General features: G+C 68.7%; 18 protein-coding genes and 1 pseudogene. 8 read left to right on the plus strand and 11 right to left on the minus strand.

Features of this window, described 5'->3' with window-relative positions; genetic code table 11:
* Nucleotides 1–341: 341 nt before the first annotated feature.
* Nucleotides 342–539: pseudogene (locus tag DL991_RS43430) on the plus strand (cold-shock protein); the annotation flags it as partial.
* A gap of 30 nt (nucleotides 540–569) precedes the next feature.
* The gene (locus DL991_RS44020) at nucleotides 570–1289 is read left to right on the plus strand and encodes a cold-shock protein (RefSeq protein ID WP_370307663.1); all 720 of its coding nucleotides are present in this window, start codon (nucleotides 570–572) and stop codon (nucleotides 1287–1289) included.
* 347 nt (nucleotides 1290–1636) lie between these two features.
* Here DL991_RS44020 and DL991_RS25855 read toward each other — a convergent pair whose 3' ends face one another.
* The 5 genes from DL991_RS25855 to DL991_RS25875 all read right to left on the minus strand — a co-directional run bounded on the left by DL991_RS25855 (nucleotide 1637) and on the right by DL991_RS25875 (nucleotide 8079).
* Nucleotides 1637–1894, minus strand: coding sequence for a hypothetical protein (locus tag DL991_RS25855; protein WP_125786890.1), 258 nt, complete (start codon nucleotides 1892–1894; stop codon nucleotides 1637–1639).
* Between the two features lie 17 nt (nucleotides 1895–1911).
* A complete protein-coding gene (locus DL991_RS25860; RefSeq protein WP_125786891.1) occupies nucleotides 1912–2802 on the minus strand; it encodes a diiron oxygenase in 891 nt (296 codons plus the stop codon).
* Nucleotides 2799–3680, minus strand: a complete 882-nt coding sequence (locus tag DL991_RS25865) for a crotonase/enoyl-CoA hydratase family protein (protein WP_125786892.1) — start codon at nucleotides 3678–3680, stop codon at nucleotides 2799–2801. Before DL991_RS25865 ends, DL991_RS25860 begins: the two co-directional genes overlap by 4 nt.
* Nucleotides 3670–4269: a TetR/AcrR family transcriptional regulator gene (locus DL991_RS25870; protein WP_125786893.1), complete on the minus strand. Its 600-nt coding sequence runs from the start codon at nucleotides 4267–4269 to the stop codon at nucleotides 3670–3672. The genes DL991_RS25865 and DL991_RS25870 overlap by 11 nt, the downstream gene beginning before the upstream one ends.
* A 225-nt stretch (nucleotides 4270–4494) precedes the next feature.
* Nucleotides 4495–8079, minus strand: a complete 3585-nt coding sequence (locus DL991_RS25875; protein WP_125786894.1) for a discoidin domain-containing protein — start codon at nucleotides 8077–8079, stop codon at nucleotides 4495–4497.
* A gap of 185 nt (nucleotides 8080–8264) precedes the next feature.
* Here DL991_RS25875 and DL991_RS43450 point away from each other — a divergent pair, with 185 nt between their 5' ends.
* Nucleotides 8265–8501, plus strand: coding sequence for a hypothetical protein (locus DL991_RS43450; RefSeq protein ID WP_233598979.1), 237 nt, complete (start codon nucleotides 8265–8267; stop codon nucleotides 8499–8501).
* A 259-nt stretch (nucleotides 8502–8760) separates the two neighbouring features.
* Nucleotides 8761–9504, plus strand: a complete 744-nt coding sequence (locus DL991_RS25885) for a GAF and ANTAR domain-containing protein (protein WP_125786895.1) — start codon at nucleotides 8761–8763, stop codon at nucleotides 9502–9504.
* On the opposite strand, the gene DL991_RS25890 is transcribed toward DL991_RS25885, so the two are convergent.
* Together DL991_RS25890 and DL991_RS25895 are read right to left on the minus strand one after the other, a co-directional pair.
* A complete protein-coding gene (locus DL991_RS25890; protein ID WP_125786896.1) occupies nucleotides 9501–10640 on the minus strand; it encodes a Gfo/Idh/MocA family protein in 1140 nt (379 codons plus the stop codon). The genes DL991_RS25885 and DL991_RS25890 overlap by 4 nt on opposite strands.
* Nucleotides 10641–10727: 87 nt before the next feature.
* Nucleotides 10728–11099, minus strand: a complete 372-nt coding sequence (locus tag DL991_RS25895) for a MerR family transcriptional regulator (RefSeq protein WP_125786897.1) — start codon at nucleotides 11097–11099, stop codon at nucleotides 10728–10730.
* Nucleotides 11100–11162: 63 nt separating this feature from the next.
* Here DL991_RS25895 and DL991_RS25900 point away from each other — a divergent pair, with 63 nt between their 5' ends.
* Entirely contained in the window at nucleotides 11163–12389 is a 1227-nt protein-coding gene (locus DL991_RS25900) for an MFS transporter (RefSeq protein WP_125786898.1), read from the plus strand.
* On the opposite strand, the gene DL991_RS25905 is transcribed toward DL991_RS25900, so the two are convergent.
* Nucleotides 12310–13206, minus strand: a complete 897-nt coding sequence (locus DL991_RS25905; RefSeq protein WP_125786899.1) for a LysR family transcriptional regulator — start codon at nucleotides 13204–13206, stop codon at nucleotides 12310–12312. The genes DL991_RS25900 and DL991_RS25905 overlap by 80 nt on opposite strands.
* 87 nt (nucleotides 13207–13293) lie before the next feature.
* Here DL991_RS25905 and DL991_RS25910 point away from each other — a divergent pair, with 87 nt between their 5' ends.
* Complete coding sequence (locus DL991_RS25910; protein ID WP_125786900.1) at nucleotides 13294–14631, plus strand: aspartate aminotransferase family protein; 1338 nt, start codon at nucleotides 13294–13296, stop codon at nucleotides 14629–14631.
* Between the two features lie 48 nt (nucleotides 14632–14679).
* Here the strand turns inward: DL991_RS25910 and DL991_RS25915 are convergent, their stop codons facing one another.
* Nucleotides 14680–15483, minus strand: a complete 804-nt coding sequence (locus DL991_RS25915; RefSeq protein ID WP_125786901.1) for an alpha/beta fold hydrolase — start codon at nucleotides 15481–15483, stop codon at nucleotides 14680–14682.
* Nucleotides 15484–15497: 14 nt separating this feature from the next.
* Nucleotides 15498–16364 carry a bile acid:sodium symporter family protein gene (locus DL991_RS25920; protein WP_125786902.1) on the minus strand — a complete coding sequence of 289 codons (867 nt, stop codon included), beginning with the start codon at nucleotides 16362–16364 and terminating at the stop codon, nucleotides 15498–15500.
* 192 nt (nucleotides 16365–16556) lie between these two features.
* Between DL991_RS25920 and DL991_RS25925 the strand changes: the two genes are divergently transcribed.
* Complete coding sequence (locus tag DL991_RS25925; protein WP_125786903.1) at nucleotides 16557–17102, plus strand: DM13 domain-containing protein; 546 nt, start codon at nucleotides 16557–16559, stop codon at nucleotides 17100–17102.
* Here DL991_RS25925 and DL991_RS25930 read toward each other — a convergent pair.
* Nucleotides 17099–17728: a TetR/AcrR family transcriptional regulator gene (locus DL991_RS25930; RefSeq protein ID WP_125786904.1), complete on the minus strand. Its 630-nt coding sequence runs from the start codon at nucleotides 17726–17728 to the stop codon at nucleotides 17099–17101. The two genes, DL991_RS25925 and DL991_RS25930, sit on opposite strands and share 4 nt — an antisense overlap.
* 60 nt (nucleotides 17729–17788) lie before the next feature.
* Between DL991_RS25930 and DL991_RS25935 the strand changes: the two genes are divergently transcribed.
* Entirely contained in the window at nucleotides 17789–18220 is a 432-nt protein-coding gene (locus DL991_RS25935) for an RpiB/LacA/LacB family sugar-phosphate isomerase (protein WP_125786905.1), read from the plus strand.
* Nucleotides 18221–18401: the final 181 nt, after the last annotated feature.

Raw genomic sequence — 18401 nt, forward strand, 5'->3', positions numbered from 1 at the left:
TGGGCACGTCCCGTCAGCGTGCGTGGACCGGCCGATAACCACTCTCCGGAGGTCTCGTTAAGGGCCGTGTAGCGCTGTAGTTCCCCTGCGAACGGCAAAAGTATCGGAGTCGCGCCATGGGCCCGGCGCGGGTTCGGCAGACATTGGAGCCTTGCGGGATCTTGGTAACGCCCATCTGGCGTGCGGCGACTTAGACCAGGTCTCAAACTCGGCGTGTCGCTAGGTGAACCAACGGCCCGCCCCTGGCTCCGCACCGCCCGCCTGTGGGCCCGGCCCGACGGACCGGAGGTCTGTCAGGGAGACTGGGGGCCAGTGCCCGCCCTCTCGACCTGGAGCCTTTTATGCCGCAAGGGACCGTCCGTTGGTTCGACGCCGAACGGGGTTTCGGCTTCCTCGCGCCCGAGGACGGCTCGCCGGACGTGTTCGTGCACGCCTCCGAGATCGTCGGGGACGGCGGCGCGAAAGTGCTCCGCGAGGGTCAGGCCGTCGTGTTCGAGGTCGGCGAGAACGACCGCGGGCCCCAGGCGCTGCGCGTTCGCGTCACCGCCGATGCGGCCACCGGCAGCGTCGTGGGCCTGCTCGGCACCGTCAACTGGTACGAGCCGGGCAAGGGGTACGGCTTCGCGTCGCCGGACGGCGGCGGCGCCGACATCTTCGTGCACAGCTCCGCCATCGTGACCGGCGGCGTGGTCACCGAGGGACAGCGGGTGGCCTTCCTGATCGTCGAAGGCGAGCGCGGCCCGCAGGCCGAGCACGTGATCCCGCTGGGAGCAGGGGCCGGCTCACCCGCTGCGGCTGGTATCGCGGACGGTGCCGACGGCACGGTGGCCTGGTACGACGAGGACAAGGGCTTCGGCTTCATCAACCCCGACTCCGGCGCCGGGGACGTCTTCGTTCACGCCCGGGCCCTGGCCGAGGGGCTGACGTGGCTCGCGGAGGGCGACCGCGTCGCCTACGAGGTGGCCAGTGGAGACAAGGGCCCGCAGGCCCGCGACGTGCACCTGGTCCGGGGCACCGAGCCCCAGACGGCGCCGCAGCGGTCGGCACCTGCCGCGGCCGCAGGGCCGGCGGCGCGGGACGTGCCCGTACGAGGCGGCGAGGGCGTCGTCGCGCGCTACGACAGCGACCGCGGCTTCGGCTTCATCACCCCGGACGCAGGCGGCGACGATCTCTTCGCCCACGCGTCCGTGATCATGGGATCGGAGCCGCTGCAGAAGGGTGACCGGGTCCGGTACGCGGTGCGTCACAGCGACCGGGGCCCGCAGGCCGACCGCATCGAACGCCTCTGAAGAGGCAGCCCCACCGATGGCTGATCACTTCCCGACGAGAGTGCTCGTTCATCCCCGTCGATGGTGCCGTCAGCAACGCGGCCGCAGCCTCCTCCAGGAGCCCCGTCAATTGCCCTTCAGGACGGATGAGACACAGACCTCGGGCCGCCCCGGCCTGGTTCGCTGTCGCTTCGGCGCTGGCCATGGGCGAGCGACGGAAACACCCTGAGGTTCGCCGTGCACGGTCACCAGATCGAGCACCACCCCGGAATATGCGTACGACTGGGGTAAAAGTCATACCGGGCCAGCGACGTTGATCGTCCACCCAGAACGGATACCGCCAGTGACGGTGGCTTCATCCCGGCACGTCAGCGCCGGGCGAGGACTCGCTTCGCCAGCCAACCGGCGTAGACGGCCAGCCCGGCGAACCCGGCCTTCCGGGTGGGGCGGGCCGCGATCGCCAGGCCGATGGCGACTTCGGTGGCGCCGTTGCGATAGGTCCAGTTGCGGACGTCGTCGGCGAAGGCCATCCGCGTGACGGGTTCGAAGGCCGCCGGAGCGGCGAAGTGGGCGAGACCGGTCGCGGCGATGCCGAGGCCGAGGACCTGGCCGGTGCGTGAGGACATGGAGTTGCCTTCCTTGTTCAGTCGAGGACGCCGGCGCGGCGCCAGAGCCGGCGGCTCGGGCCCCCGATGAGGCCGATCTCGGTGAAGTGTTCGACGGCCTTGGCCGCCCACGACGCCTTGGTCCGACGCCAGTGCGGATTCGCGGCGGCGACCTGGCGGGCTTCGCGGGGGTCGAGTCCGACAGCGGTGTATGCCTTGGGGTGCAGCAGCTCCGAAGTCGCGACGTAGGCCATGCCGGCGATCGCCCAGCGGATCAGTTCGCGGCCGACGCGGCCGTGCCTTGCCCAGGCCCGGCCCAATTCGTCCTTCGCGAAGCTGATGTGGCGTGCCTCTTCGATGACGTGGATCCGGGAGATCATCCGGATCATCGGTTGCAGGCTGGAGTCACGCATCATCTCGCGCTGCATGCCGTCGGCGAGTTCTTCGACGTAGATGGCGCCGGCGAACAGCAGCGCCGGACCGCAGACCGCGCCGAACACCTTGCCCGCGCGGTGCGCCGAGCGGCTCGGGCGCCGCACGACGCCGCCGCTCTTCTCGATCGAGCGGGCGAACATGGTGCTGTGACGGCATTCGTCGGCGATCTCGGTGAGCGCGTACTGGGCGTTGTGGGTCGTCGGATCGCTGTTGTAGACGTGCCGCACGAGGCCCTGCATGAGGATCAGCTCGAACCAGATACCCGACGCCGCGGCGGCCGCGGCCTCCTGACGGCTCAGCTCGGCGCGCCGGCTTTCGTCGAGACGCTCCCACAATTCGGTGCCGTACAAGGAACATCGTTCCGGGGCCTTGCCGTACGCCCCATCGACCAGGGGTGCCAGCCAGTCGACGTCGACGTCCGGGTCGTAGGAAAGCCGTGCGGAGGAGCGCTGCAGGCGCTCGGCGACACGTTCGCTTTCGGCGTTCGCGGTCAAGACGACCTCCTCGGATCCGTGTGCTCGGGCAGCGGTCCGCCGCCGTCCGGGATGACCTGTCCGGAATCGCGGTAGGCCACCGCCTCGTGGAAACCATCGCGTTCGGCGAATTCGCGGAACCAGCGGCCTTCCGGGGTGTGCCGGGTGATGCCGTCGAAAAGCGTCGCGAGCGTCTGCGTGCCGGAGAGGCCCATGTTGTCGTAGGCCTGGTTGATCATCAGCTTCTGCATCACCAGCTGGTTCGTCGGCACGCCGGCCATCCGGTCGGCCAGCTCCTCGACGGCGGCTTCGAGCCGCCCGGCTTCCACCGCCTCGAGCGCGAGTCCCCACTCCGCCGCGGTGGTGCCGTCGATGGTGTCGCCGGTGAGCAGCATCCGCTTCGCGCGCTGAGTGCCGACGCGGTAGACCCACATCCCGGTCGTCGGGCAGCCCCACACCCGTGCGGGCGGATAGCCGATACGCGCGTCGGCCGCCATGATCAGCACGTCGCACGACAGCGCGATGTCGCTGCCGCCGGCGATCGCGTGTCCCTGCACCTGGCAGATGGTGGGCTTCAGCGAGCGCCACAGGCTGAAGAAGTCGTCGGTGTTGCGCTTCATCACCCGGTAGTCCTTGACCGGATCCCAGGCCGGGCCCTGGTTCCAGCGGCCTTCGGCGTCTTCCTCCGCGAACTGTTTGAGGTCGTATCCGGCGCAGAAGGACCGGCCTTCGCCGCGCACCACGATCACGCGGACCGCGTCGTCCTCGTTCGCCCGCTCCACGGTTTGCCGGATCTCGCGGGGCATGACGTCGTTGATCGCGTTGAGCCGCTCGGGACGGTTCAACGTCAGATAGGCCTTCCGGTCTTCGACGCGGTAAGTGAGCGTCTCAAGCTCCATCGGAGCCTCCCAGCGCCCGAAGGGTGAACGTGACCAGATGCGGGATCGTGTCCGGTCCGCTTTCCCCGGCCAGCGGCCCGACCAGCATTTCCGCGCCCGCGCCGACGAGCGCCGCGGCGGTCGCTTCCGCGTCCTGTGGCGGCAGCAGTCCTTTTTGGACGCCGTCGGCGATGTTCCTGGCGATGACCTCGCGGAACGCGCGGCGGAAGACCAGCCGTTCGGCCTCCACCACGGCGTCGACCGGTTCGGCCAGCAACGCGTACGCCAGCCTCGGTGCCTTCAACGCCCGACCGGCGAAGGTCTCGATCACCGCGACCACCCGCTCCCGGACGTCGCCTTCGGACGCGGCGGCTTCGACGGCGTCGACTTCCCGGGAGACCACCTCGCGGAAGACCTCGACGACGAGGTCGGCCTTCGACGGGAACTGCCGATACACACTGCCTGTGCCGACCCCCGCCCGCGCCGCGACCGCGGCCATGGAGCAGCCCGCGTAGCCGGTCTCGGCCAGCAGCGCGATGGCCGCGACCAGGATCTCCCCTCGCTGGGAGTCCAGTCTTGCCTGCGTCTTCGGGGTGCGTCGGTAGGGCACGCCAAAGAGTGAAGCACGGATTCCGCACTTCAGCAACGTTGCCTCGTGAGGGGTAAGGACGGTTAGAACCGAGGGTGTCTCAGGTACCTACGTGGGTTCCGGCTGCGGTTGATGCCAGGCCCTGGTCCGTGGGGATGTCGTGAAGGGCCCCTTTGAGACGATGATCGTCTCAAAGGGGCCCTTCACGACACGCCGGTCCGCCTGAGCGCGGGCCGAGGCGGGCACTCAGTTGCGGTTGATCGTGAACGTGCTCGTCTTGTTCCTGATGTCCTCGGCGTTGTCGTTCAAGGTGAGCCCCGTGAACGTCGCCGAGCCGACGGCCGGGCCCTGCCCCGGTTCCGGCAGTTCGTTGACCCAGATCCCGATCCCCGACTTCGCGTCGAACTCGTCACCGCTGCGGTGCGCGCCGGTGATCGACACGTTCGTCAGCACCGTGTCCTCGACCGGGTTCTCCGGCCGGTTGCCGGTGTACTTGGTCTGGAACATGATGCCGCTGTACGTCGGGCTCTGGATGTCCACATCGGACACCCGGATACCGCGGAACTCCTTGGACGCGGAGAACATCCAGATCGCGGGGAACGTCTGCTGTCCCCAGAAATGACCGCCGGCGCGAACCAGCGAGACGTTCTGGACGGTCGTCGGCCGCGGGCCGAACCCGAGGAACGGGTAGCCGAAGTCGAGCGAGCTGATCGTGATCCCCGAGTACGTCAGCGTGTCCGCGATGTAGAGGTTGCGGAAGGTGTTGCTGTACCCGCCGTACACCGCCAGCCCGGCCGCGCGCCACGGAAGCAGCACGGTCAGGTTCTCGAACACGTTGTCGTACTGGTTGCCGGCGTTGAGGTCCGTGGCGGCGAACAGCGCGAAACTGTCGTCGCCGGTGGAGCGGGCCTCGTTGTTGGTGACCCGGTTTCCCGTGCTGCCGTTGGTGAAGTTGACGCCGTCGGCGAACATGTCGCGGATGCGCGAGTTCTTCACCGTCGTGTTGTCCACATTGGTCGCCCAGAGCAGGCACATCTGGTGCTCCACCCAGATGTCGTCGATGGTCATGTTCGTGACGTTCGTGAAGTTGAAGACCTTGCCGGGGCCGTCGATGCGGGAGGTGTAGTTCCCGAACACGGCGAACCCGCCGAACGTCGAACCGCTCGCGCTCGCCTGGGCGTCGAACCCGATGTCGGTGTTCTCCTGCCCGGCGGGCGCGGTGAACCTCGTGAACCAGGGCCCGGCGCCGAGCACCGTGACCGGCTTTCCGTACACGGTGACCTTGCTGGTCATCGGATACTGCCCCGGCGGCAGGAAGACGCCGGTGAGGTTCGGGTCCTGGCGGACCTTGTCCAGCGCGGCCTGCACGTCCTGCTGCGTGAACCCGGCCGGGACGGCGTAGCGTGCCGGGTCGGGGTTCGCGGCCGCGGTGGCCAGCTCGAAGTTCACGAAGTCGATCGCGTAGTTCAAGCCGTTGCCGGCGTCCTTCTGCAGCTTGATCCTGTGCCCGGCGGGCACCGTGGTGCCGAGCAGCATGCTGGCCTCGTCGTAGATGTGGCGAGCGGGCCCGGAACCCGGCGAGTTGTTCGGCCCCGCTTCGGGGCCGTAAAGCCAGGCGTGGCGCGAAGTCAGGTCGATGGCTTTCAGGAACGTGCCGTCGACGTAGACGTTCAGCGTCGAGTTCTGCCCGCCGCCGCCCGCGGCGTCCGGCATCGAGAACCGGGTCACCAGGGTGTTCGTGGCCGCGCGGGTGGTGAACTCGACCGAGGAGCCGGTCGAGTTCAGCGTCACGGCCTTGCGGCCCGACGCCTCGCCCGCGAGATCACCGATCTTGCGGTTCGGGCCGATCACGGACGCGCCGCCCGCGACCACGCCGTCCTCGGCTTCGTACATGTCGTAGGGCAGGTTCGCGCCGCGGCCGACGAACAGCGCCTGCGTGCTCGTGTTGTTGCCCTGTTTGGCGGGCAGCTCGTTGGTGTCGTTCGCGACGACCGTTTTGACCGTGTACCGGCCGTTTCCGGCGGTCCAGGTGCCGGCGTTCACCGGCGGCGCGGTGGCCCCCGCGGCGATCGCGCCGGTGTACGAGCCGGTGAGCGTCTTGACGACGGTGCCGTTCTGATCGGTGATCGTCACCGTGACGCCGTGGGCGCCGCCCGCCGAAGCGACCGTGCCCTGATTGCGCACCGTGGCGGTGAAGGTCACGGTGTCACCCACCGTCGGGTTGTTCGGCGACCAAGCGGTGGCCGCGACGAGGTCGGAGCTCTGCACCGGGCTGACGACGAGTGCCGCCGAACCGGTGTAGGAGTTGTTGCTCTCGTCCTGCTCGATGACGGCGTTGGCCTCGTCCACCTTCGCGGTGAGCTGGTGGCTGCCCGCCTCCCTGACGCCGATGTCCGCCGACACCGTCGCCGACGCTCCCCCCGCGAGAGCGCCGACGGGTGCGGTGCCGACCTTCGTCGTGCCCAGGTAGAGGTTCACGTCCGTCGCCCCCGAGGGCGCGGTCCCGGCGTTGCGAACGGTCGCCGACACGGTGATCGCGTCGGTCTCCACCGGGTTCCGCGGCGACCAGGACACGCCCGAAACCGTCAGGTCGGGGTTCGGCGCGGGAACGCCGAAGACCTGGAATTCCGCGGCCTGTCCGCCGGGGGCGCCGGAGTTGGCGGTGATTCGCAGGCGGATGTCGGCGGCGCGGCCACCGACCGGGATCGTCACGGTGTTCCCGCTCGAAGGAGTGAAGGTGTACGTCTGCGCGGGCACCAGCGTGGTGAACGCGGCCGCGCCCTGGTCACGTCCTTCGACGGCGATCGTCTGCGTGCGCTGAGCCCAGGCCGGATCCGGGTCGAGCTTGACCACGACGCGGTCGAGGTCGGCGTTGGATCCGAGCGCCACGGTCAGCTGATTCGGGTACGCCGCGCCCTCCCAATAGGTGGTCACGGAGTCGTCGTTGGCGTTGGCCGCGACATAGCCGTGCTGCACCGAAGATGCCGTGATCGGCTTGCCCAGCGCGAGATTCGTCCCTGCCCGCGTACCGGTCCTGGTCACGGTGCCGCTGCTCGCCGACTGGTTGCCCGCCGCGTCGCGAGCGCGCACGGCGTACGCCACCGTCGCACTGTCCGGCTGGTCGTCGGTGTAGGTCAGGACGTCACCGGCGACGGCACCGCGAAGCTGCCCGTTGGCGTAGACGTCGTAGCCCGTGACACCGGTGTTGTCCGTCGATACCGACCAAGTGAGCCGGATCTTGCCGCTCGAAGGCTCGGTGTAGGCGAGATTCCCCGGCGCGGACGGCGGTTGCGTGTCCCCGCCCGCCGGGCCGTGCACCTCGAACTCCGAGAGCTGGGCGGCGGGCCATCCGGTGTTGGCGGTGATGTTCAGCCGCACGAAGCGGGTGTTCCCGGTGACGTCGAGGGTGACCGTGTTGCCGGTCGCCGGGTCGAACCGGTGGCCCGCCGACGGCACGAGGTCGGTGAAGCTCGTACCGTTCGCGCTGCCCTGCACAGCGAAGGTCTGCGTGCGGGCTTCCCAGCCGGAGGGCAGTTTGAGCACGAGCCGGGCGATGTTCGTCGCCGCGCCGAGGTCGGCCTGGATCCACTGCGGGAACTGGTTGTTGTTGCTTTCCCAGTAGGTGGCCTGGTTGCCGTCTCCGACGTTCGACACGGCATAGCCCGGCAGCTGGCTGCTGGCCGTGTACGTCGCGTCGGCGGCTTCGGCGGCGGCGGGAGTCACGACGGCGGCCGGCACTGGAGCGCCGTTCGCCGCGACGGCAGGTGGAGCGAGGAGGAGGGACAGGGCGGCAAACGTCACCGCGTGCGTCAGAAGGCGCTTCGTTCTCATGACATTCCTCTGTTCCGGGAGGGGACTGAGCGGAATCTTCCTGACTCTTGTCATGTTCTTGCGCTGAAATGTTCAAGAATTACAGCCCATGGGGCGGCGCAAGTCAACGCCTGGCCTGACCAGGTGTTTCCCTCAGAAGATGGAGAACGGCGTGCACCGAGCTGTCGAGTCCCCGAGCCGTACGTTTGGAGCTGGAACGCAGCCGCGGCATCACCATCCGCTCGGCAGTGGCCGCCTTCCGCATCGGCGAGCTGCACGTCAACCTGATCGACATCTTCGCCAACAAGCTCGACAGGGCAGGTGCCCGGTACGAGGGCCTTCTCACCGATCTCGCCGAACGTCTCGGTGTCGCCTGCGTACCGGCGGGCGACTTCCGCAAGATCACCCCGTTCGTGCTGGAAGAGGCGCTGCCGATGCGGTGATCGCGACGCTCTCCCGGCTGGTCGAACACGGTGGCACCGTCACCGGCTCGGTGACGCGGGGCGACCGGTGTCCTGCCCACGGGAGAGGTCGCCCGGTTCGAACAGCGGCTGTCCGGGCTCACCCGCGGCGAGGGTCTGATGACAGGCGAACCGGCGGGTCACCGGCCACGGGTTAGCCCGAATCGGCCAATGCCCGGCTAGCCGGAACGAGTACGTTCTGGTGGTCGGCGAAATCCGCCGCCCGAGGGGAAGGGCCACGATGGATCAGTTTCGCGACACCGCTTCGGCGTTGCGGGAGCTCACCGAGTCGATGCGGCTCGACGAGCCTCGCGACGAGTTGCTGGAACGGGTGGCGAAGAAGGTGGCCGGCCTGCTGCCGGGTGCGGACGGGGCGACGGTCACGCTGTACTCCGGCGACGAACCGAGCACCGTCGCCACCACCGACCAATCACTGCTGCCCCTGGACAAGGCGCAGTACAGCGCGGACGAAGGCCCCTGCCTGAAAGCCGCCGAGAGCGGCACGATCGTCAGGACCCGGCTGGACGACGAGACAGCCGGACGCTGGCCGGATTTCGCGGCCGCCGCCGAACAGCTCGGCGTGCGGACCTCGCTGAGCTGCCCGCTGTTCGTCCCCGACGAATCCCACTTCAGGCGGCGCGAAAACGAGCCGCTCTCCGGCGCCCTCAACGTCTGGAGTTTCCAGAAGAACGCCTTCGACCCGGTCGAGGCGGCGCTGGTCGCGATGTTCACCTCGGCGATCTCGGCGATCATCCTGACCGCGTCCCGCTGGGCCGCCGCCGAACGACAGGCGGAGACCCTGGTCGCCGCGCTGGAGACCAGGGACGCCATCGCCACCGCGAAGGGCATCGTGATGGCACGTCTGGAGCTGAACGCCGAAGAAGCCTTCCGCTGGCTCACCGAGGCGTCACAGCACACGAACCGCAAGATCCGGGAGATCTCCGTGTTGATCGCCGAAGACCCGGGCGCGGTTTTCGGCCGCTAGCCCAGCGAGATCCGGCGGTTCTCGCGTGACGACTCCAGACCGGCCTCAGCGAGCCGGATGCCGCGCACCCCTGCCATGAAGTCGTAGGGGTGCGGCGCGTCGTCCACGACGTGGCGGACGAACTGCTCCCATTGCGCGCGGAAACCGTTGCCGAAGTCCTCGTTGTCCGGCACTTCCTGCCACTGCGAACGGTACGACCGCGTCTCGGCGAGGTCCGGGTTCCACACCGGCTTCGGGGTGGCCTCCCTCGGCTGGATGACGCATTTGTGCAGGCCCGCGACCGCGCTGCCCTTGGTGCCGTCGACCTGGAACTCGACCAGTTCGTCGCGGTGGACCCGCACGCACCAGGACGAGTTGAGCTGGGCGATGATCCCGCCTTCGAGCTCGAAGATCGCGTACGCGGAGTCGTCGGCCGTCGCGGCGTACCGGTCGCCCTTCTCGTCGACGCGCTCCGGGATGTGCGTGACGGCCTTCGCGGTCACGGCGTTGACGGCGCCGAAGAGGTTCTCCAGCACGTAGTTCCAGTGGCAGAACATGTCGACGACGATGCCGCCGCCGTCTTCGGCACGGTAGTTCCAGCTGGGACGCTGCGCCGCCTGCCAGTCGCCCTCGAAGACCCAGTAGCCGAACTCGCCGCGCACGGAGAGGATCCGGCCGAAGAAACCGCTGTCGATCAGGCGCTTCAACTTGAGCAGGCCGGGCAGGTACAGCTTGTCGTGGACGACGCCGTTCTTGACCCCGGCCGCCTCGGCGTGCCGTGCCAGCGCGAGCGCGCCTTCGACCGACTCGGCCACCGGCTTCTCGGTGTAGATGTGCTTGCCGGCGTCGATGGCGCGGATGATCGACTTCTCGCGGACCGCGGTCAGCTGCGCGTCGAAGTAGAGCGGGAGGTCGTCGTCGCCGAGGGCGGCGTCGAGGTCGGTGGTCCAGCGGGTGAGCCCGTGCCTGGTGGCGATCTCCTCGAGCTTGTCCGCGTTGCGCCCCACCAAAACCGGCTCCAGCTGGACCCGCGACCCGTCGGCCAGCTCGACCCCGCCGGCCTCCCTGATCGCCAGGACCGAGCGCACCAGGTGCTGCCGATAGCCCATCCGCCCGGTGACGCCGTTCATCACGACGCCGAGTTTCCGCGTGGTCATCCGTTCTCCTTTGAAAGCGCTTTCCTGCCCACATCCTGAAAGCGCTTTCTCACCCTGTCAAGACCGTGCGGGGAAAGTCCCTCCGGCTCAGGACGCCGGGTCGTAGGCGCGGACGGCGTCGAGGTACTCGGTGATGGCGTCCCGGTTGCGCAGCAGGCATTCGGCACGCCGGGTCATCCGGTCGCGTTCGGCCTCCAGGGTCTCGAGCATCTCCCTGGTCGCGTCCGGGAAGTAGATCTGCCGGGGTTTGTCCAGGCACGGCAGGATCTGCTTGATGATCCTGGTCGGCAGCCCGGCGTCGAGCAGGCCGCGGACCTGGATGACCCGGTCCACCGAAGACTCGCCGTAGTCGCGGTAGCCGTTGGCCTGCCGCTCCGAGATGATGAGACCCTGCTCTTCGTAGTACCGCAGCAGACGGCGCGACGTCCCCGTCCGCTCCGACAGCTCCCCGATCCGCATGTGCGCCACCTCACCCCGGCCGACTTGACCTTCACATCTATGTGATGGTTCGAGCATACGGTCATGACTCCGAAACTCCCGCTCGGCGCCTTGCTCGCGCTGACCACGGCGGCGTTCGTCACCGTCCTCACCGAAGCCCTGCCCGCGGGGGTGCTGCCCGCGATGAGCGCCGGCCTCGGCGTCGGCGAAGCGGCGACAGGGCAGCTGGTGACGGTGTACGCGATCGGCACCGCGCTCACCGCGATCCCCCTGTCCGCCGCCACCGCGGGCTGGCGCCGCAAACGCTTGCTCCTGGCAGGCGTGGCCGGTTTCGCCGTCGCCAACACCGTCACGGCACTGTCCACGAACTACCCCCTGACCCTCGGCGCGCGGTTCGTCGCCGGGATCGCGGCGGGCGTGGTGTGGGCACTGCTGACGGGTTACGCCCGTCGGCTGGCGCCGGAACCGGTGCGGGGCAAGGCGATCGCCATCGTGATGACCGGCATCCCGCTCGCACTCTCTCTCGGCATCCCCGCCGGCACCTTCCTTGGCGGCCTCCTCGGCTGGCAGGTTACGTTCTCGCTCATGTCGGCGCTCGCGCTCGTCCTGCTCGGCTGGATCACGCTGGCCGTCCCCGATTTCCCCGGGCAGGCCAAGGGCGGCAGGCTCCCGGTGCGCAAGACCCTCGCCGTGCCGGGCGTGGCCGCGGTCCTGTTCGTGACGCTGACGTTCGTGCTGGCGCACAACATCCTCTACACCTACATCGCCACCTTCCTCGAGCACGTGTCGATGGGCGGTTCGGTGGATCGGATCCTGCTGGTGTTCGGGCTGGCGTCGATGGTCAGCATCTGGTTCGTCGGCGTCGGGATCGACCGGCGGCTGCGCCCGCTGACCGTCGCGAGCACACTTCTCGTAGCGCTCGGGGCGACGATTTTGGCTCTGCTGGGCGAAAGTCCGGCGCTGGTCTACGTCGCCGTGGCACTGTGGGGACTCGGCTGGGGCGGGATCCCGACACTGCTGCAGACCGCGGCCGCACAGGCGGGCGACAAGGGCGGCGCGGCGGACATCGCGCAGGCCATGCTGGTCACCCTGTGGAACGCGGCGATGGCGGGCGGCGGGATCGCCGGCGGCGTCCTCCTCGACGGCTTCGGTGCCGGTTCGTTCCCGTGGAGTGTCCTGGTACTGCTCGTGCCGACGCTCGCCGTGGTGCTGGTGGCGCGGCGGCACGGGTTCACAGCGGCAGCTCCGGATGACTCCGGATCGCCTCGAGAACCAGGTCGACAGCGGCGCGAGGCGCGGACCCGCGCCTGATCGCCGCGGTGATGGCGCGGTCGACCGGTGTCGCGAGCTCACGGGTGGCGACGCGGTAGCGCCGGTCGACGGCGAGGCCGGGCAGGAGAGCGATCGAAAGCCCGGCCTCGACGTGCTGCAAGGTCATCATGTAGTTGCTGAACCGGGCGATCACGCGCGGCTCGAAACCGGCTTCGCGGCAGAGCCGGGTGGCGAGATTCGCCATGTACGACCGGGGGATGTCGAACGCCCATGGCTCGCTCGCGTAGGCGGCGAGGTCGGCGGGGCCACGACCCGCCGCCGGATGCCCGGTCGGGACGACGAGCACGATCGGGTCGGTCGCGAGCGGCACGAGCTCGATGTCGGGACCCAGCGGCTGTTCGACGAAGTCCGTGGTGGTGATGATGACGTCGGCGTCACCGACGCGGAGCGCGGGCATGCTGACGTGCGGTTCGAGTTCGAGCAGTTCGATCTGCAGGCGCGGATGCGAGCGCGCCAGCCGGTTCACCGCGGGGACGGCGATGGTGTGGATCGAACTCTGGAAGGCGCCGAGGCGGACGAGCCCCGCCGGCCCCTCGCCGAGACCGCGCAACTCGGCCTCGACGGTGTCCATGTGGTCGAGGATCTCCCTCGCGCGGCGGGCCAGCATCCGGCCTGCCGGGGTCAGCCGGACGCGGCGGCCGGTGCGTTCCAGCAGCTGGGTACGTGTTTCGGCCTCAAGGACCGCGAGCTGCTGGGACACGCTCGACGCGCTCAGGTTGGCCGCCTTCGCGACCGCGCGGACGGTGCCGAGCGTGTCCAGCCTGCTCAGCAGGCTGAGCCTCCAGGGGTTGAGCATGGACGCCATTGTTGTACGGATCAGCCGAACAGCACAGCCGGAATCGTGAGATGGACGTGTCGCTCGGATCCGATTTACCGTCGGAACATGGCTGCTCCCCACACCGACCTGTCCACCGCCGACCGTTTCTGGGCCGACGCCGACCGGCACCTCGTGCGCTACGCCGGGGCCGGCGACTTCACCCGCGAGATCATCGACCACGCCGCCGGGAGCTACCTGTTCACCGAGTCCGGGCGGCGGATCCTCGACTTCACCTCCGGGCAGATGAGCGCGATCCTCGGGCATTCGCATCCCGAGATCGTCGAGACCGTGCGGCGGCAGATCGGCTCGCTCGACCACTTGTTCAGCGGGATGCTGAGCCGCCCCGTCGTCGACCTCGCGCGACGGCTGGCCGAGACTTTGCCGTCACCGCTGGAAAAGGCGTTGCTGCTGACCACCGGGGCGGAGTCGAACGAGGCCGCGATCCGGATGGCCAAACTGGTGACGGGCAAGCACGAGATCGTGTCTTTCGCCAGGTCCTGGCACGGCATGACGCAGGCGGCGGCGAGCGCGACCTACAGCGCGGGCCGCAAGGGTTACGGCCCGTCCGCGCCCGGCAACTTCGCCATCCCCGCGCCGAATTCCTATCGGCCGGACTTCCTCACCCCGGACGGGGAACTGGACTGGAAGCGGCAACTGGACTTCGGATTCGAGATGATCGACGCCCAGTCCGTCGGCAGCCTCGCGGCGTGCGTCGTCGAACCGATCCTCAGCTCGGGCGGCATCATCGAGCCGCCTGTGGGCTATTTCGCCGCTCTGCAAGAGAAGTGTCGCGAACGCGGGATGCTGCTGATCCTCGACGAAGCACAGACCGGCTTGTGCCGCACGGGAAACTGGTACGCCTTCGAGCGCGACGGCGTCGTCCCCGACATCCTCACGCTGTCCAAGACGCTCGGCGCGGGACTCCCGCTGGCGGCGGTGATCACGAGCGCGGAAATCGAGCAGGAAGCGCATGACCGCGGCTACCTGTTCTTCACCACGCACGTCGCGGATCCGCTGGTGGCGGCCGTCGGGAACACCGTGCTCGACGTCCTCACCCGCGACCGCCTCGACGAACGCGCCACCGAACTGGGCGCCTTCCTCCGCCGCGGACTCGACGACCTCGCCACCCGGCACCCCGTCGTCGGCGACATCCGCGGCCGCGGCCTGCTGGTCGGCGTGGAACTCGTCGTGGACCGTGCCACCAAGCAAAGCTCCGACGAACTGGGCGCACTGGTCACGCGGCGCTGTCTCGAACTGGGACTGCACATGAACATCGTGCAGCTGCCGGGAATGGGCGGGGTCTTCCGGATCGCTCCCCCGTTGACCGCGACGGAGGACGAACTGGCGGAAGGGCTGGGGATCCTGGACAAGGCGATCGGTGACGCGAGCGTGCGCTGGTCTTGAGTCGAGGTGGTCGTGAGTGGCGTTTCGGGTTAGAACCCGAAACGCCACTCACGACCCCCTGAACTCACGAAGCAGCCGAGCCACCTCGCCCGGCCGCTCCAAGAACGGCGAGTGCCCGGCGCCCTCGACGACCTCCACCCGAGCCCCGATCGCCGAGTACCGGGCGAAAGTCTTTTCACAGTCGTAAAAACGGTCCCGTCGTCCGAGAATCACCAAGCACGGCAACGCCAAAGTCGCCGCCTGCGCGTCGAGAGGCCGAGCGGCCAGCGAGCGCGCGCGTTCCGCGAGAACCACCCGGGCCATCGCCGGCGCGGTGACGGCGTGATCGGCCAAGTCCTGCAAGGGATCGTCGAACCAGCTCACCCGCCGGAACCGGGACGCGAACCGGGTCCACCGCCGATGGGCGACGAGCCGCACGAGAGTACTGACCATCGGCAGCAACACCGAACTGCCCGGCGGAAAGGACGCGTAGCTGTAGTCCGGCGCCTGTCCGATCAACACCAAGGAACCGACTCGCGGAGAGATCGCGGCCAGCGCCAAGGCGACATCCGCACCGTAGGAGTGTCCGGCGACCAGAACGTCCTCGACACCCAGAACGTCGAGGACGGCGGCCACCATACGTGCCTGCGACGCCGCGTCGAAACCCGAAGAACCACCGGTGCATCCGTGTCCCAGCAGATCCACCCTGATCACCCGATGTCGCGCGGCCAGGCCGAGGGTGAGCCTGTCGAACCAGTGCACCGACCCGCAGTACCCGTGCAGCAACAGTATCGGCGGCCCGGCACCGTCCTGACGGACATGGACGGCTACACCGTTCACGTCGAGGAGGTCGCCGATGGGGAAACGAGGCACGCCCCGAACCTAACTCAGACCGGCGCGCTCACTTTGCCGCGGGACAACAGGAAGGCCGCGATCCCGGCGGGCAGGAACATGAGCACACCGTAGATCCCGGCCGGTACGGCCATCGCCTTGTCGCCGAGCACGGAGATCGCCACGGCGATGGCGAGGGTGGCGTTGTGGACACCGATCTCCATGGCGGACGCGATCGACTGCCCGCGGTCCACCCGGAACAGCCGCGGCACGTAGTACCCGATCGCGAGACTCAGCACGGAGAGCGCCAGCGCCACCGGCCCGAGTGTCCAGATGTTGTCCACCAGCGTCCGGAACTCCTGCGCGATCGCCGCCGCGATCACCAGGACGAGCACCACGGCGGAGCCGATCTTGACCGGTTTGCGCATCCGCTCCGCCCAGTCGGTGAACCGGTGCCGCACCGCCATCCCGATCACGACCGGGATCAGCACGATCGCGAACACCTGCACGAACTTCGCGGGCTGGAGCCCGACGGAGGCACTGCCGTCGAGGAATTCGGCCATCGACAGGCCGACGACCAGCGGCAGGGTGAACACGGCCAGCACGGAGTTGATCGCCGTGAGTGTGACGTTGAGGGCGACGTCGCCGCCGGCGAGGTGACTGAACAGGTTCGCCGACGTCCCACCGGGCGAGGCGACGAGCAGCATCATGCCGACCGCGAGCACCCCGCCGAGCCCGAACAGCATGATGAGGCCGACGCAGATCACGGGCAGCACGATCATCTGGCACACCAGCGCGATGACGGCGGCCTTCGGGTACTTCAGCACGCGCGTGAAGTCGCCGACGGTCAGGGTCAGCCCCAGCCCGAACATGACCAGCGCCAGCGCTATCGGCAGGAGAATGGAAAACATCGCCGAACCCATCGAGGGGCCTCCGTCCGATATGCCCTTTTCAGATCGGCATCGTGTCAAGCGGCGTGAACCGGGTCAAGGCACCGAAACCCAGCCGTGACCCCGCCCAGCCCGACGAGAGCAGCGCTCTCCATAGGCGTCGTAAGAAGTCGGTAACCAGGCGAACCGGGCGATCCGGACGGTTCGCGCGGTTGAATGTCCCCCATGAAACGCAAGCGGGTGCTCGCCGTGGTGGCGGTCGGACTGGTGGCGGCGGTGGCCGCGGGCCTCTACTGGTTCCAGCCATGGAAGCTCTGGGTGAACGAAACGGTCCAGGAGGCCCTGCCCGTCGCGGCCCAGCCGTCGGTTCAGCCGACGACTCAGACCACCGGAAGTGCCACGCCCGCCCCGAAAGAGCCCGCGGTCGTGGCCACCGGCGCACTGATCAGTCACGAGCACACGACCAGCGGCGACGTCCGGATCCTGCGCGCGGCCGACGGATCACTGGTGCTGCGCCTGGAGAACCTCGACACGAGCAACGGGCCGGATCTGCGGGTCTGGCTCACCGACGCGCCGGTCATCCCCGGCAAGGACGGCTGGTTCGTGTTCGACGACGGCGCGTATGTGAGCGCCGGGAAACTCAAGGGCAACAAGGGAAGCCAGAACTACACGCTGCCCGCCGGCACCGATCTGGCGCGGTATTCGAGCGTGACCATCTGGTGCGAACGGTTCAGCGTTTCCTTCGGCGCGGCCGCGCTGACGAAGGTTTAGGCGAGCCTGTCCACGGCGTACTCCATCTCCGCACGGACGGCGCGCAGATCGATGCCGCCGGGATCGATGATCGCCGCCACGGCGATTCCGCGCAGCTGCCCCACGAGCGCCGCCGCGTACGCGTCCGGATCGCGGACGCCGCCGATGGAGCCGTCCGCGATCCCGGCGGCGACGGTCTGCGCGATGGCGAACCGGTACCGGCGATCGGCCTCGGTCATCGCCGACCGCACCGCGGGATCGCCGACGGTCGCGTCCGTCCACAGCACCACGAACGCCCGGTTCAGCGGCGGCATGTCGGTGAGCAGCTCGAAGAAGATGTCCAGCAGAGCGCGCAGCATGTCCATCGGACTGGGCGTCAGCCCACCGGTCCGGGTGGCGACGGCGGCGCTGAAGACGTCGGCGAACTTCTCCGCGGCGAACTCGACGAGCCGCTGGACCAGCGTCTCCTTCGAGCCGAACAGCTGGTAGACGACGCCGCTGGGGTAGCCGGTCCTGGCGCAGATCATGCCGATCTTGAGCCGGGCGAAACCTGCCTCGCCGATGAGGCGGGCGGCGGTGTCGAGAATCCGGGTCCGTGCGATCTCCTGGTCACGCTGGACCTGGCGCTCCTCCGCAGACGAGTCCACGCCGCGATCCTCCCATGACTTCCGGTTCGTCACCCGTCGACGCGGCGTTACGATCCGGACATGAGGATCGCCTTCGCCGCCGACGACAGCAACGCCACCACGGACGCCGTCCAGGCGTACCTCGCCGAGGCGGGCCACGAGGTGTTCCGCCCGGCGACGTCGGACGTCTGGCCGGAACTCGGCGCGGCGGTCGGCAGGGCGGTCGTGGCGGGCGAGGCCGACTTCGGCGTGGTGATGTGCTGGACCGGGACGGGTACGGCCATCGCGGCCAACAAGGTCCCCGGGGTGCGCGCGGCACTGGCCTGGGACACCTGGATCGCCGCCGGCGCGCGCAAGTGGAACGACGCCAATGTGCTGGCGCTGAGTCTCAAGCGGCTGGCCCCCGACGTGGCCGTCGAAATCACCGAGGTGTTCCTTTCCGGCGTCCTGCCCGACCCCGACGAATCCGCGAATATCGCCAGGCTCGGCGAAATGGACGAATTCCGCCACTGACCGGCACCGAACCAGTGAACGGTTAACGCTGTCGAACGTATTAGGCCGTTCGCAGGAAAATCACCACTCTGCGTAGTGACGCTTCCCATATTGGTCCAGACCACGTACCGTCTCCCGCAACAAAGCGTTTCCGCATGGAGGTGGTCGATGAAGACGCATCCCCGCCTGCCCGGCTCCGGCC

The sequence above is a fragment of the Amycolatopsis sp. WAC 01375 genome (assembly GCF_003947325.1).
Classification (GTDB): Bacteria; Actinomycetota; Actinomycetes; order Mycobacteriales; family Pseudonocardiaceae; genus Amycolatopsis.